The 16094-nt window shown below is 32.4% G+C and carries 15 protein-coding genes; 6 read left to right on the top strand and 9 right to left on the bottom strand.

What is annotated here, in order from left to right; translation table 11 throughout:
- Positions 1-4: 4 nt before the first annotated feature.
- The 3 genes from DG435_RS15070 (at position 5) to rlmB (ending at position 4035) form a co-directional block, all read left to right on the top strand.
- Complete coding sequence (locus DG435_RS15070; RefSeq protein ID WP_106793105.1) at positions 5-1399, top strand: SusD/RagB family nutrient-binding outer membrane lipoprotein; 1395 nt, start codon at positions 5-7, stop codon at positions 1397-1399.
- Positions 1400-1915: 516 nt separating this feature from the next.
- Positions 1916-3106, top strand: a complete 1191-nt coding sequence (locus DG435_RS15065) for a hypothetical protein (RefSeq protein WP_159025618.1) — start codon at positions 1916-1918, stop codon at positions 3104-3106.
- A gap of 194 nt (positions 3107-3300) precedes the next feature.
- Positions 3301-4035: a 23S rRNA (guanosine(2251)-2'-O)-methyltransferase RlmB gene (gene rlmB / locus DG435_RS15060; RefSeq protein ID WP_106793107.1), complete on the top strand. Its 735-nt coding sequence runs from the start codon at positions 3301-3303 to the stop codon at positions 4033-4035.
- Positions 4036-4041: 6 nt separating this feature from the next.
- On the opposite strand, the gene DG435_RS15055 is transcribed toward rlmB, so the two are convergent.
- Positions 4042-4785, bottom strand: coding sequence for a rhomboid family intramembrane serine protease (locus DG435_RS15055; RefSeq protein WP_106793108.1), 744 nt, complete (start codon positions 4783-4785; stop codon positions 4042-4044).
- Positions 4786-4856: 71 nt separating this feature from the next.
- Positions 4857-5939 (bottom strand): hypothetical protein, encoded by a 1083-nt coding sequence (locus DG435_RS15050; protein ID WP_106793109.1) that lies wholly within the window; start codon positions 5937-5939, stop codon positions 4857-4859.
- 162 nt (positions 5940-6101) lie between these two features.
- On the opposite strand from DG435_RS15050, the gene DG435_RS15045 reads away from it, so the two are divergent.
- The gene (locus DG435_RS15045) at positions 6102-7379 is read left to right on the top strand and encodes a replication-associated recombination protein A (RefSeq protein ID WP_106793110.1); all 1278 of its coding nucleotides are present in this window, start codon (positions 6102-6104) and stop codon (positions 7377-7379) included.
- 59 nt (positions 7380-7438) lie between these two features.
- On the opposite strand, the gene DG435_RS15040 is transcribed toward DG435_RS15045, so the two are convergent.
- From DG435_RS15040 to radC, 6 genes are all read right to left on the bottom strand, one after another.
- Positions 7439-8248, bottom strand: a complete 810-nt coding sequence (locus tag DG435_RS15040) for a hypothetical protein (RefSeq protein WP_106793111.1) — start codon at positions 8246-8248, stop codon at positions 7439-7441.
- A gap of 5 nt (positions 8249-8253) precedes the next feature.
- On the bottom strand, positions 8254-9636 hold the full coding sequence (locus DG435_RS15035; RefSeq protein WP_106793112.1) for a DUF5723 family protein: 1383 nt from the start codon (positions 9634-9636) through the stop codon (positions 8254-8256).
- Positions 9633-10208 (bottom strand): hypothetical protein, encoded by a 576-nt coding sequence (locus DG435_RS15030; RefSeq protein WP_159025619.1) that lies wholly within the window; start codon positions 10206-10208, stop codon positions 9633-9635. The genes DG435_RS15035 and DG435_RS15030 overlap by 4 nt, the downstream gene beginning before the upstream one ends.
- Positions 10209-10477: 269 nt before the next feature.
- Complete coding sequence (locus DG435_RS15025) at positions 10478-11164, bottom strand: YjjG family noncanonical pyrimidine nucleotidase (RefSeq protein WP_106795044.1); 687 nt, start codon at positions 11162-11164, stop codon at positions 10478-10480.
- Positions 11157-12461, bottom strand: a complete 1305-nt coding sequence (locus DG435_RS15020) for a hypothetical protein (RefSeq protein ID WP_108840631.1) — start codon at positions 12459-12461, stop codon at positions 11157-11159. The genes DG435_RS15025 and DG435_RS15020 overlap by 8 nt, the downstream gene beginning before the upstream one ends.
- A gap of 46 nt (positions 12462-12507) precedes the next feature.
- Positions 12508-13206, bottom strand: coding sequence for a DNA repair protein RadC (gene radC, locus DG435_RS15015; protein ID WP_106795042.1), 699 nt, complete (start codon positions 13204-13206; stop codon positions 12508-12510).
- A 230-nt stretch (positions 13207-13436) separates the two neighbouring features.
- Here radC and DG435_RS15010 point away from each other — a divergent pair, with 230 nt between their 5' ends.
- Positions 13437-13880 (top strand): hypothetical protein, encoded by a 444-nt coding sequence (locus DG435_RS15010; protein WP_024772096.1) that lies wholly within the window; start codon positions 13437-13439, stop codon positions 13878-13880.
- A gap of 104 nt (positions 13881-13984) precedes the next feature.
- Positions 13985-14428, top strand: coding sequence for a DUF1569 domain-containing protein (locus DG435_RS15005; RefSeq protein WP_106795041.1), 444 nt, complete (start codon positions 13985-13987; stop codon positions 14426-14428).
- Positions 14429-14526: 98 nt separating this feature from the next.
- Here the strand turns inward: DG435_RS15005 and murC are convergent, their stop codons facing one another.
- Positions 14527-15885 (bottom strand): UDP-N-acetylmuramate--L-alanine ligase, encoded by a 1359-nt coding sequence (murC, locus tag DG435_RS15000; RefSeq protein ID WP_106795040.1) that lies wholly within the window; start codon positions 15883-15885, stop codon positions 14527-14529.
- Between the last annotated feature and the right edge of the window lie 209 nt (positions 15886-16094).

Below are 16094 nucleotides of genomic sequence, written 5' to 3'. Positions count from 1 at the left end.
AAAAATGAAAAAAACATATAAAATCAATAAGGTTTTTATTCTCATGATGGCAACAGCAATGATGTTGGTGTCGTGTGAGTATGGTACCACAAATGATGATCCTACAAGAATTAGTGGAGACGCGGTACCTACACTGGCGATTATGCCAATAATGCAGATACAATCGCATAGAAATATTACTGCAGGATTAGGACGTTTGTCTGGTATCGTAACACAGCAATGGATCGGTTTTGATGCACAACAAGTAGCATATACAAGTTATGCAATTGGAGAAACTGATATAGAAAACTTCTGGAACAACGGACTATATGTTGGTTCTATGAGAGATTGTGTAGATATCATAAACAGAACTACCAATGTTGAAGGAGTAAATACAAGAGGTGTTGCAAAAATATATCTTGCAGCTAATTTAGGTATGGCAACCAATTCATGGGGTGACGTTCCTTTCTCTGAAGCTTTTCAAGGAGCAGATAATTTATTTCCTAAGTATGATACTCAAGAATTCATATATTCAGAAATAATCAGATTATTAAATGAAGCTGAAGCAGATTTAACTGCTACTGATCCTCTTGGAAGTGTTCAAGGAAGTTTAGTATCTCTAAGTAATGCAGGTTGGATTAAAGTAGCTAATGCCTTAAAAGCACGTTACTATATGCAACTTTCAAAAAGAGATACACAAGCATCAACAAAGGCATTGGCTGCCATAGCTAACGCAATGGGAAGTAATGCAGATCAAGCACAGTTCAACTTTGAAGATTCTCAAAATGGTGGTAATGCATTAGCTTTATTTGGTCAAGGAAGACCAAACACTATGATCATTGATCCTCAATTTGCTACGCTTATGACAGGAGATCCAAGACAGGATTTATACATGACAGAAGATGATGGAGATTTCTTATTTTATGATGGCGCTAATGAAGACTTATTCTGGGCACAATTTGATTCTCCAGGTTTGTTAATGACTTATGCTGAGCAGAAGTTTATCGAAGCTGAAGCTCTTGAGCGTAATGGTGGTGACGGTACAGCTGCATTAGTAGCTGGTGTAACTGCAAATATGGAGCTCATTGGTGTACCTGCTGCTGATATTGCAACATATACTGGTGCATTAGCATTAGGTGGTACTCTTGATGCTGATATCGAAACTATTATCGGTGAGAAATACAAAGCTCTTTATGGTAACACTCCTATCGAAGTATGGAATGATTACAGAAGAACAGGATTCCCTACTTTAACTGCAAATGCAGATGGAGTGAATGGTTTCAACCCTTCTGGTGTTATTCCAAGACGTTGGTTATATCCAATTTCTGAAAGAGTATCTAATCCAGATTCTTTCCAAGCTGCTATTACTGCACAAGGAGGTCATTTATTAGATGTAGATATGTGGGCTTATAAAAATTAAGTCAAATAAATAATAAAGATTCGAAAGAGGCTATCCAATGGGTAGCCTCTTTTTTTTATCCAAAAAAACACATCTATATTTTTAATTCTCTAATAGGCACCTCTCCCTCCTTCCTTTATCCAATTAGTACCCTGTGTTTATTCACATGAAATCTCTTCTTATATAATATTATCTGGTTTTAACCAAAAAACCAGAATAGATTCAAATAGTACATAATCAAGACTATTTCTCTATTATGAATACAAACTCTTTTCAAAAAATATTTTATACAATTAGCCATTCGAATATCACTATATCCTAAGGTGAAAATCAATAAGGTTTCTAAAAAAACACAGCAATCATCCATTGCACCTGCATAAACAAGGTCAGCTTTTAAAAAGTCGGCCTTATTTATTTTCTATAGCATTTTTATAATAACACAATCAATTATATAATCAAATTACGCAACCTTATAGAAGCAGACAGTCTATAAGACAAATACTTTAAACAAATAACTCTAATTAAAAATCAAGTTACATGAAAACACTTTCAAAAATCATACTCATTACTTTATTCATCATTTCAATGATATCTTGTTCAGACGATGATGATCAAGGAGTAACAGGGGTATCTGCAGGAGTAGCAGTTAAACTAGTCGATACTGAAATAACAATATTTGATATTAACAGAGACTTAAAAATTGACTTAAACAGCTTTACGAATGCAAAGGTTACTAATCTTGATGTATTTAAAGGTACTACCAAAATTGCTGATGCAGTGATTTCTGGCAACACAGCTACATTTAATTCTTCATCACTATTACCATTTGTTTTTCCTGGTGAAGAAGAAGGAGAAACAGTTTCATCAGGGAGTTTTGATTTAGATTTAGTATACGATATTTCTGGAGGAAATATCCCTTCTGCAATAACTGCAGAAAAGTTATTGGTTACAAAAGCTATTAATTTAACCGATAAAGTTTCATCTATAAAATTTAAAGATAGCGCATCTACCAATTTGATTACATATGTTACTTCTACCACAGGAGCTAAGATTGATGATATTGTAGTCACCTGGAGAAAAGGAGAAACAGGAACAGAAACAGATATTTCTACCGGTTTTAATATTGACAAAGGGACAATTGATCTTAAAAACAAAGATTATATTACCTATGGTTTTACAAAAGGAGATGTACTCATTTATTCTTTTACTGTCTCCAGTGGGGCTCTTACTGATAAAGTAGAAGCTAAAATTGAAATTATACCTCAGCCATTCAAAAGTGGTGTAAGTGGAAATCTAGGTAATGATCTTACTAAAAATCAGATCAACCTCTTAACCGGTTCTACTTCTAAAGATGATACTTTTACAGGGGACATTGATTTTGTCGGACCACAAGGGTTTGGAGCTATCAATAATACCGTTAATGGAGAAAATTACTCTGTAGACATACAGTTTGTAAAGCTAGGAGATACCGGAGCATCTTTTTACGACAAATACAACGATGTAGAGCAAGCAAAAGCTGATTTTGATGCCGGAATACCTTCTACCTCTACTCAAGTCGTAAAAGACGAGATTTACGCATACAAAATTGTTAGAAATATCGGAACTACAAATGCTCCTGTATTAAAAAATTATTATGGAGCTATTCTTGTAGGTGATATTACAGTAATAAATGCAGGAACAAATGTTGACATAGCATTATCATTTAAAGAAAATAGTATTATAGATTAGTTCTTGCTTTGGCTATACATTATATAAAGGATGTGATCAAATTAATCACATCCTTTTTTTGCACACAATTCCTAAAACTCATTTCTATTATACTATCTTTGATCCCACAACAAATAAGCTACAAACAATTAAGTTAATACCGGTTTACTATATGGTAGGTATGGTCTTGACTACAAAACATATACTATATACAGATGAAAAACGATTCCTTAGTTTTTGGTATCAGAGCGATTATAGAAGCTATAGCGTCTGGCAAAACCATCGATAAGCTTTTTATTCAAAAAGGATTACATGGTGACCTGGCCAAAGAATTAATGAATCTAGTTAGGAAGAATAATATCACCATTAACTATGTTCCTGTAGAAAAACTAAACCGATTGACCCGTAGCAATCATCAAGGTGCGGTTGCCTATACCTCTCCTATCGATTTTTATGACCTTGAAAACCTTGTCATGAATGTTATTGAATCTGGAAAAACTCCTTTATTTTTGATTCTTGATCAACTTTCTGACGTTCGTAATTTTGGTGCTATCATCAGAACTGCAGAGTGCACAGGAGTACATGGTATTATCATTCAGAAAAAAGGAGGAGCACCTGTTAATGCAGATACTGTAAAAACTTCTGCCGGTGCAGTATTCAAAATCCCAATATGCAAAGTAGATCATATAAAAGATGCAATGTTTTATCTACAGGGTTCTGGTATTCAGATAGTAGCCGCTACAGAAAAAGCCGATACTACTATTTACGACACAAATCTAACTATTCCTACCGCAATCATTATGGGAAGTGAAGGTAAAGGTATTTCTCAATCTGTATTAAAACTGGTAGATCAACAAGCTAAATTACCAATGTATGGAGATATTGCTTCGTTAAACGTATCGGTAGCTTGTGGTGTGTTTTTATATGAAATTATTAGACAAAGGTTATAATACTAATTATTCTTCTTCAGGTTTCTCTGTATTAGATTTATATTCATATATAATACTAATCTCTTCATCCAAATCTTCTTGAGGAAGGCTTTCGATAAAATTACCATTCTCATCAAAATGCCTTAAAAATTCATCATCTTCGGGTTTATAATGCTCGGATTCCCAGGTATATTTTTTTGGCTGTACCACTCCCTTTTTAATAAAGAATGCTAATACGGCTCCAGATATTATACCCGATAAGTGACCTTCCCATGAAATTTTAGGATCTATAGGTAACACATACATCACCATACTTCCATAAATAAAAACTACAACAAAGGATAGCGCTATTAATCTAAAGTGTTTTGCTACAATACCTTTAAAAAATAAAAACCCAAAAAGCATATAGATCACTCCGCTTGCTCCAATATGATTTGCTGGCCGCCCTAATAGCCAGGTTAAAAAACCTGTAAGAAAAACCCCTATACATAATACTTTCCAAGCATTCTTTTGATAGAAAAAGAACAGTGCTGCTGATAAAATCAATAGTGGTAATGTATTATGCCATAGATGGGTAATATCAGAATGAATAAAAGGAGAGAATATGATTCCTCTTAACCCGGTAATCGTTCTGGGGTGCACTCCAAAATGATTGAAACTCAAATCAAAACGAATTTCAAACCAAAATACTATCCAAATAAGCAGTACAAACAACAATGGATATCCTACTACTCCGGTATTAAACTTAAAATGAGTTTCTTTTTCTTGCATAGTAGTATGAATGTATCAAAAAAAAGTCCAAAATAAAAAGTCCGGTTAAAATGTCAGGTGCATCATAAAATTTATTCTAAATCTGTAGATATATAATAACTACCACTATCTACAGGAAAAGCTTTTTCCGAAAATAAATCTTCCATTATTCGGTTAGTTAATGGGGCAATACCTGTTTTAACCCCTTCCACTTCTATCGGGTATGTCATATTAGAAGAATGATTATATCCTAAACAATGCCCGAATTCATGCGCAGTAATATGTCCCGTTTTCTTAGTTAGAAAATCTTTTAAGATATGTTCTGCAACACCAAATGTGCTGCCTCCTCCTAAACCAGAAACGTTTACAACCTTTCCACATTTTAAAAACTCTTTATTGATTAGGTTTTGATAAAGTTCTTTTTTCTCTTCGCTAGTCATAGCAGTAGTACCATCATTTTTAACTAAGTGTTCTTTTAGGAAACCTTCTTCAAAAGCTTCTGAAGCAAAAATATATCCCAGATTAATTATCATACCAGAAAACCTTCTTATATCTTTAGCACTAATATCATCACTCCAATTGTTATCTGGGTTATTGTTTTCATCAAAATCATGATATCTAATATCCCAATTCAATTTAGAAAGTGTTTTTAACTTTTTGATAAGTTCGCTTTCTCCCATAAAATCAAACACTACTTTATCTATTGAAATCCCTTCTGTACTATAATCGGATAAATCTACCATGGCTCCATCAACTCCAATAAATTGAGTTTCTTCACTAAGAAAAGAATATTTAATTTCTTGCTTTGCATGCGCTCTTATCTTACTGATTTTAAACAATTTAATTTTTGATTCTACTCCTTCTATATCGGCAATAATAAAAACATTTTCAATATCAATTGGAGCAAAATTAGCTACTTCAATGGTAAAGGCATCAATCGGTCTTACTCTTACAATTTTACCGATTTCATACCGTCTTGTTTCCGAAGTCATTAATTCCTGTGTTTCATCATCCTGAAACATCAGCCTAGAATTACCATCGGTATCAAAAGAATATTCTCTAACTGTAAATTCTGTGTTTTCTGACTCACTTGAACTATCATCATTACTACAAGAAGTTAATATGAGAATACTCATTAGTAATAAAATATTCTTGTATGTATCTATATTTCTCATTTTTTTGGTTGTTTGCTAGTATGTATATTGAGCTAATAACTTAACCCTACTAAGCTTATTGTCTGATGGGAGTAAAATATTCTATTTTTTAAAAACATAGCTATTCTATTACATTCCAATATTTGAGCTTAAAATTCTATAAAAGCTTGTATTTTTACACTTATGAATAAACCACTTGCAGAACGAATACGTCCAAAATCCTTAGAACAGTACCTTAGTCAGGAACATCTGGTTGGTGATGATGGTTCTCTGACCCAACAAATTAAAAAAGGACTTATCCCCTCTCTAATACTTTGGGGGCCTCCCGGAGTGGGGAAAACAACATTAGCTAATATCATTGCTAGCGAATCAGAAAGACCTTTCTATACTCTTAGTGCTATAAATAGTGGTGTTAAAGAAGTAAGAGAAGTAATTGATAAAGCTAAACAAAGTGGAGGTTTGTTTACTGCTAAAAATCCTATCCTATTTATTGATGAGATTCATCGTTTTAGCAAATCGCAGCAAGACTCCCTATTAGGTGCTGTAGAGAAAGGGTGGATTACTCTCATCGGGGCTACTACAGAAAATCCTAGTTTTGAGGTAATACCTGCACTTTTATCTCGTTGCCAGGTGTATACACTTAATCCCTTTGGCAAGAAAGAATTAGAAGCATTGCTCAATAGGGCTATGCAAGAAGATGAGCATTTAAAATCTAAAGAAATAGTCCTTAAGGAAACAGAATCTCTACTAAGATTAAGCGGTGGAGATGCTCGTAAGCTCTTAAATATTTTCGAATTAATTGTTTCTAGTCAGGATCAGGAACCTATTACAATCACTAATGATCTGGTTCTAAAATTAGTACAACAAAACACTGTACGATACGATAAAACAGGAGAACAACATTATGATATCATCTCTGCTTTTATTAAATCTATTCGAGGTAGTGACCCTAATGCCTCTGTATACTGGCTTGCACGGATGATTGAGGGTGGTGAAGATCTTAAATTTATAGCTAGAAGATTAATCATACTAGCTTCTGAAGATATCGGAAATGCTAATCCAACTGCTTTGATTTTAGCAAATAATTCGTTTCAGGCAGTCAATACCATTGGTTATCCAGAGGCTAGAATTATACTAAGTCAATGTACGGTTTACCTTGCATCTTCGCCAAAAAGTAATGCATCATATATGGCTATAAATAAAGCTCAGCAATTGGTAAAGCAAACAGGTGATTTATCTATCCCATTACATATAAGAAATGCACCTACCAAATTAATGAAAGAATTAGGCTATGGGGAAGATTATAAATATGCTCATAATCATAAAGATAATTTTGTAAAACAAGAATTTCTTCCTGATGAGATTGCCAACACAAAATTATATGACCCTGGAGATAACCAGCGCGAAAACTCATTTAGAACATTTCTTAAATCAAGATGGGGAGATAAATATGAGTATTAACTTCTTTTTATCTCCCCACTTTATAATTATTTCCTTTTAAAAAAAGAATGATTAACTCATTATTGTCTTGCAAATGTATCTGTAATAAGTTTATTGGTTGCTGGATTAATACGTTCTAATATAAAATTACCGTATCCATCAAAATATCCATTACCGCTTAGATCTCCTGCCTGAACTATATAATTTTTCCCGCTTCCTGATTTAAAAATTTTCCCTACAGATGTTTGCTTTTCTTCATTTTTAAACATCTCATATCCGTAATCTTGTTTTTTAAACAGGAAACTCACATCATTAAAAAGGTATGTAATCGTATTTTCTGAAGGAGAAGGAGAAGCAACTTCTACAGTTTCTTTTACTTCATTAGTTTGTACTGGCTCTTCCTTTTTAACGTTTGGTGTTTTAACAACTTCTTTTTTAACAACCTTTTCTTCTTTATCACCACTATATGTATAGTTAAGTGCTTCTAATGAAGTAAAAGTTTTTCTAAGCGCATCGTGATATGCTGCTTTAAATTCTTTTTCCCTACTCTTCCCTTCCAAAGATGTAAATACAACACTACCATTACAATCTGTTAATTCCAGTGTTAGTCTTGTTAAAAACACACCTGATCTTCGCTTTAAATCAGCTCGTAGTGCTTTACAACCATTAGTCTTAAGGTCTTCTGGGAAATTTTCTTCCAGTATATAGGCTTCAAAACCATATTTAGTCAATAAAAATTTAGTAAGTGAATTAAGCTGATATGTATCCTCTCCCTTTAAAAAATTATAGCTCTTGGGAACTATCACATACTTATACTCATTAATATCTTTTTGAGCATTAACACTTATCGTAGAGATTAAAACAATCCCCAAAAACAAAATACGTAACATATCTATCACATTATAACATTAAAACCTAGTTGCACAGAAGTACCTCTTGCTTTTGCAAGGTTAGTATATTCTAATAAATTATTAGCCGAAATATAAAAATTAATTTTATTAATATGAATAGATGTAAGAAATCCTATATTATAATATGAATAATCATCTATGGTATAGGTAAGTTTTGTTCTTAAAAAATTAAAAAAACGCTTATAATAAAACAATGAAGCCGCATATTGAGGTCTTTTTGGCCTAAACTGGGTAAAAAACTGTAATCCCACTGCATCCATATATGGTGGTTTCTCCCCTTCAAGATAACAATCACAGGTACCATCATCATATCGGTTAAATGAATACCTAAGAGAACTATTTAATTTTAAAGGACGCATAGTTACATATGCCTTACTCAATGTATCAAGTGGGACAGCTTCTTCTAGTTCATCTAGAAAATTCTGAGCGTCCTGGCTAGAAAACTGAATTGGCGTTTCAAATCCTTCAAAAACATAATTACCTCTCGCCTTATAGGTTTCTACATCTTTAGTATACAATATCATTCCCAGATCATTTGCACTTCCTGTAATAGCCAGCTGCTCATTTATTTTATGAGTAAACCCTATATCTACCCCAACACCCAGATTTCCTCCCAAAAATGCTCTTCCTATTAGCTTATTAACAATTTCCTTTCCTTCTGCATCTTTAAGAGAGGCATACCCAGATGTTCTAACAGTAACATCTGCATTACTAATCACATGTTGATAAACATTATTTCCTTGTGGTGTTTCTACAGTAGTAAAAGTTCCACTATTTTTAGCACTACGAATATGAAACATACTTGAATATAATTTGGCTCTGGCTCCAAAAGTCAGCTTCTTATTCACCTTTTTTGTGTATCCAAAATGAAATGCGGTTAACAGCTCTACAGAACCATTTATAGTAGAAAAACGAAACGGTTGGTTAAGAAAATCCCGATTCCCTTGATAAGCAAGAACTACAAAATCTTTTGGAAAATATCCTATAACATCTAATTCCTGATAGATTCCACCAGAGAAATATATATTCTTGTTTTTTTTGCTTTCCCATCCAAAACTAATAAGTTCTAATTGCTGAGTTAGAGTTAAATAATCATTACTTGTAAGCGTATTAAGTGTCGTTTCTATTTTATCATTAACATTTCTGTCATCATCTGCAAAAACATCATAAATGGATGCTCCTCTTAATCCAGCATTTATATGAAACTGTGATAAAAAAGGCACTCCTACATGGTAATCAAAATTTATATCAGTTCCAGGATTAAGCAGTAAAGATTGAGGAAGGTCTGTAAAATCGTATAAGGTTTCCTTATTTTGAGAATATCCAAAGCACCCCCACAGACCTATAAAGAATATAACAATTCTCATAGTTCGTAATTAAAAAAGTAAGTTCCTTTGGATCGCAATTCAAGAATCCCTCGTAAACTACTATTAATATTTTGCACTCTCATTGAAGAAATAAGCCGTGTAGCATCTCTCAAAACATCAATTTCGGCAGTATCAAGAATGATAACTTCTGTTGTAACAATGGGATCTGTACCTTCTCCATTTCCAGAATTGGCAGTCATACTATATAACGGACCAATTCGTTGGTCACTATCATTTAGAAATCCAAAATCAAATTCAAAATTACGTTCTATAGTATTTCTAAACTCAAAAGTTAATTCTACTCTTTCCAGATTATCTACTACAAAATCGGTTCCTAAAAGGTCGTAGCTTAAAGTATCATTTACAATCACCTCTGGAACAACTATAGCAGGATTTATATTAGAATCTATAAATTGGCTTGTATCAAATCGAGAATACACAAAATCGACTTCATAGACCGGAGTAAGCACCACGTCTTCTGCCTGATCAAAATCTACGTCTTTTACGCAAGAGATTAATGGCATCAATATGCATATACCGCATAGCAATACAGAAACTTTTTTTGTTTTCATTTTGTAGGGAATTATAAAAAATTAAGACGAGTTCTTAAATTATTAGTTATTCATATCATCACCTTATGTTAATTTCCTTTACTTCTAAGATTCACTTTTGATCTTCGATTATAACAACAGTATAAATTACAAATACCCTATTTTCAAATTGTTAATTTATTTCGTGTTTTTAAAAATTTAATTTAGAACACTTAATAATCAATGTTTAAGCTACTAAAAAAATCTCTGGAATTGTACATGAATTGAAATAAATTACAAATATTTATCTACTAAAGATACTTTTTAATCTGCTTTAATTCAGAAACTTGAATATTATGTGCCGGTAATTCTTCTTTATGATAATTAAAACATATAGTTCTTAAACCTGCTGCCTCTGCTCCCATTATATCAGCTTCATAGTTATCTCCTATCATCATACTACTATCGAGTTTTGCACCGGATTTTTGTATTGCCTGTTCAAAAATAAATGGATTGGGTTTTTTAACTCCTGCTTCTTCACTATTTGTTATTGTTTTAAAATAATGTAGTATTCCAGAATTCGATAGCTTCCTGTTTTGTACTTCTCTAAAACCATTGGTAATGATATGTAAATTATATTTTGGATTAAGATATTCTAATAAATCCTGGGTTCCATCAATCAAGTAGTTATGAAGTGGCAAAAAATTGATATAATCATCAGACATTGCGTCTATGATTTCTAGAGAAAATGCGATATCAAGATGCATAAAAGCTTCTGTAAGCCTACTTCTTCGGAGTTGTTTTTTGCTAACTTTCTCTTCTCTGTATAATTTCCAATATTTCATATTAATTGGCTGATATATAGCCAGAAAATCTTCTATCCTGGTATTAACATCAAATTTTTCAAAAATCATCTTAAATGCTAAAGATGAATTCCTGTCAAAATCCCAAAGAGTATGATCTAGATCAAAAAAAATATGTTTTATTGTATTATTCATCTTCTGCTGTCCAAATAAATTCTAAAATTGATTTCCAAAAAGGTTCATTTTGTAAATCACTAAACAATGTATTACAAAAAACCGGAATAAAAATTCCATTTACCTTTTTTACTTTATCCATATATATACTGATTTCTTTTCTTGCAGACATCAGGTCATTAATATCTTCTCTATCGCCCTGGCTGGCAAAACAAAACGAATGTACCACCAAAGGAGTTTGCACCTCATAATCAAGATCATAGAACATAAACGGAGAGCAAGTTCCTGCCCTAAAACCAGATTGCTTAGGATATCCCATAGAGTAATCTTCTCCTATCTCTAATTCTATAAAATTGCGATATGCTTCTGGTAATTTTATTTTAAAAAAAGAACAAAGTGAATATTGAAGTCTTCTATTAACAATATTCTCTATTCGTAACTTTTCCTTTTTCAACAGTGATAAATCAGAAATAGCTTCATATGAGACCTTTAACCCCACATCGATATAATCTGCAATATGCTTAATGATTGCATGATGTTTTGGGCGATTATAACCTACATTTTTCTCATATTTAGAGTAATCTCCTAATCCAAATAGCGCTTTAGCTTTTCTTTTTTTCTTTTTGTGAAGTTGAATTATAAAATCAAATACATCATATGGATCTTTTTTAAATCCAATTAACACTTTTATCCTATCTGTTAGTTTATCAAATTGTAATTTCCACAAATCACGAATCCCTCCTCCTATAGATCGTAAAACTCCTTTATTTTTATACACAAAAGTTTGAGCTACAGAAACAACAGGAATAATTGTAAATTTCTTTTCTCGAAATTCGAGGTTAGGGTATTTATCTAAAAGAACTTTTTTGAATTTATACGCCCATATATCTACTACCGGATCCTGTAAAAAATTATGAATATACCCAATACTTTCTGTAGCTGGAAAACGTCCCATACCATCTTTCACATGCGGTAAATATTCTTCATACCGTGTTAAAAGATAAAAAGTAGCCGCAAAAATATCAAAAGGCAATGCAGAGTCGGCATGCTTAACGTCAAAAAAACATTTTGTTTCTTCCCAATCAAAAACCTGAACATCTATATCATTTAGTCCATGTTCAAAAAGTAAGTCAACACTCTGAAAATAAAGTTCCTTTCCTAATGGTTGTTTACCGTAGGAAAGCTTAGGACCATCATGAGCGATAAAAGGCTCTATTTTAGATGTCAGATCAACATCAAAACCTAATATTCGCTTACATATTTGTTTAAATGTGTAGGATACTCTGGGAGTAATTTTTTGTACGTGAATTAATAGCATATTGTTGTATTATAACTTATGATTTATAATTTCGTAAGTCTCACTCTTATAATATGGATTCATCTGCAAAGCTAAAATAGTTTTTTTCTGTAATAACAAGATGATCCAGTAGATTGATATCCAAAGTTACTCCTGCCTGTTTTAGTTTCTGGGTTAACATTTTATCTGATTGACTAGGCATTAATACTCCGCTAGGGTGGTTATGTCCAAGTATTATTCCTGTTGCTCCATATTCTAGTGCAGATCTAAAAACGATTCGGGCATCTACCAGAGTTCCTGTCTTTCCTCCAACACTTATCTGCTTTTTCTGAATTACTTTATTTGCATTATTCAAAAACAGCACCCAAAATTCTTCATGCTCCAGATCACCCATGATAGGCTGAAAAAGATGAAAAGCATCTTTGCTACACGTAATTTTTGGTACTATGGGTACGTTTTCATCTCTTCGTCTTCGCCCTAATTCTAAACCGGCAACAATAGTTATAGCCTTAGCCTCACCAATTCCTTTAAAATTCATCAATTGTTTCACTGATAATTTTCCCAACGCATTAATTTCATGATCTACACTAGACAAAATACGCTTACTTAATGCAACAGCACTTTCTTCACGATTGCCCGAACTAATCAGTATTGCAATCAATTCTGCATCTGTTAGTGTATTTTTCCCTTTAGCGATTAATTTTTCTCTTGGACGATCATCTTCACTCCATTCCTTGATAGAAAATGAAGAATTTAATTCACTCATATAATAAGTTTAACAATTAAAAATAGCTAGTAAATCCTATATGTAAGTATAAACTATTTATCTCAATTACAACAACTTATTACCGAATTAATATCACTATATTAACACTTCATTTACTATCAAATTACATTATTTTTCTACATATATTTGTTTGAAAATGAAAGTTTTACTATATTTGGGCACCCTTAATCCAAAAATGAATATTTTAACACCTTCAAATTAACCTATTTATGAAGAATATTTTTACTTTCGTTTTACTTCTTGCGACCATAAGTTTCTATGGGCAGGATAAGAAGATTTCGTTTCTTAGTTTAGTAGGAAATAACATACAAGTCCCTAGAGGATGTGAAGCTCAATCTCAATATGAATTGCAGGCTTGTGACGGAACATCTATAAAATGGGATTATTATAGTGATGACATGTTATCTGCAGTCTTTGATGCTACAATAACTGCATTTGCAGAAAGTAATAGTTCAAAAACAGAAGTAACTTTTACTTCTTTTGGTGCTCAACTAAAAGGATATAAATTTAAAATGGGTACTACTTTCCAATATTTTTTGAAAGGAACAATTAAAGATCAACCGTTAATGATCAATCTGGGAACTCCAAAAGATATTGCAAATAATGATGATCTAGATGGGTTTCTAAGTCTTTTCTTTGATGAGGTAAGTTAAAAAAACATATATATAATATTCTATAAAGGCTAATCACATGATTAGCCTTTATTTTTTTGTATAAAAGCTGTATTTTTGAGTATACATCATCTAATAAACTTGATATGAAATCCCTGCTCGACCCAGCTGTACAAAACGAAATAGAAAATCGCATAAACAAACTATCTGTTACCAGTAATGCCATCTGGGGAAAAATGAATGTTTCACAAATGTTTCATCATTGTCAATTTCCATTAAAAATTGCTTTAAAAAAAGAACACCCAGAAATAAAACCCAATCTATTTGCCAAATTACTCTTCAAAAAATCTATGTATAATGATAAACCATGGAGAAAAAATCTACCAACGCATTCAAAATTAAAAGTAGTTGAACAAAAAGATTTTGAAACCGAAAAAGAAGAACTTTTACATCTTGTAGCTGAGTTCTCTAACCAGAAAGACAAAAAAGAATGGGAACCTCATCCAATGTTCGGGAAATTTACTAATAAACAATGGGGACAACTACAATATAAACATCTGGATCATCATCTTCAACAATTTAATGCCTAAGCCCCTAAACATTAATATAGAGGGATTTTGAAATATTAAGCTGCGAAGCTAACCAATAAGTATAGAAAATTTACAATTAGAGACTATTAAAAACACTTTCAGTTTTCAATCCAATGTTTCACTTCATCAAAGTCTAATCCGCCATAATTACCACTACTCATAAGTAATAATGCTGAATTAGCTAAGTCTTTCTGCTTTAAGTATTGTTGGAAACTCTCTGGATCAGTATAAATAATCAAATCATTACGATTAAAAGCTTCAGCGATTTGAGTAGCAGAGACTTCTTTAAGTTGTTTTATTTTTACTGCATGAGGAGAGTAAAACACTACCGCTTCATCGGCTGCGTTTAAAGCTCCTTCATATTCTTTTAAAAAAGAAGCATCCAGACTACTATAAGTGTGCAACTCGAGACAAGCCACCACATTTCTATTTTGATATTGTTCTTTTACTGCCTTTGTAGTTGCGCTTACTTTAGATGGACTATGAGCAAAATCTTTATATGCTACAGCATTATCACTCTCTGCAATTTTTTCTAATCGTTTTGATGCACCTTTAAAAGAAGCAATAGCCTCATAAAAATCGTCCTCATCGATTCCCATATGCTGGCAAATCCATTTTGCTCCGGCTAGATTATTTAAATTGTGTGCACCAAATATTTCAATAGGCATCTCTCCCTCGGGAGTATTTAATAAAGTTTCTCCATCCTCTACACTATACTCTGGGGTGGTATATTCAAATTTTCGAATAGGGTTTTCTGTTAATTCTGCTAGTTTTTTTACCTCAGGGTCTTCTTCATTATACACCAATGCGCCTCCGTTAACAATAGAATTCATAAAAATTCTAAACTGATCAACATAAGTATCAAAAGTTGGAAACACATTGATATGGTCCCAGGCAATCCCACTTACTAAAGCAATATTAGGGTGGTATAAATGAAATTTTGGCCTGCGATCAATAGGTGAAGACAAATACTCATCTCCTTCTAAAACGATAAAATCATTTTCTTCTGTGAGATGTACCATGGTATCAAAACCTTCTAATTGGGCTCCTACCATATAATCTACCTCTTTATCATGATAATGCAATACATGCAAAATCATAGAGGTAATCGTTGTTTTACCATGTGACCCTCCTATTACTACACGTGTCTTATTTTTGGACTGTTCATATAAAAATTCTGGATATGAATATATTTTCAACCCTAATTCCTGAGCCTTAAGAAGTTCTTCATTATCTTTTTTGGCATGCATCCCCAAAATAATTGCATCAAGATCAGAAGTGATTTTTTCTGGAAACCAACCAAATTCATTTGGTAATAATTCATACCGTTCTAATCTTGATTTTGAAGGCTCAAAAATAGTATCGTCACTTCCTGTTATTTGATATCCTTTTTGATGTAATGCTATGGCAAGGTTATGCATCGCACTACCTCCAATAGCTATAAAATGTACACGCATAGTAAACTCTTAAATAAGAGAGTAAAGATACAATTAACAATTAGCTAATAAAATAATGAGGTAATGAAAAATAATTTCGGTTCTTATTATTTTCCTCATTAGATCATAAGGTTTCCTAAACAAAACAGAGACTTCCCTCATTTATCATTTTATCTATCCATTTTTAAGCCTTTCTTAGTCTTCAAATAAAATGTGGCAGAAATTTTGAT

The sequence above is a fragment of the Aquimarina sp. Aq78 genome (assembly GCF_900299525.1).
Lineage (GTDB): Bacteria > Bacteroidota > Bacteroidia > Flavobacteriales > Flavobacteriaceae > Aquimarina.
The sequence above is the reverse complement of the archived record's forward strand: the minus strand, read 5'-3'. Positions and strand labels throughout refer to the sequence as shown.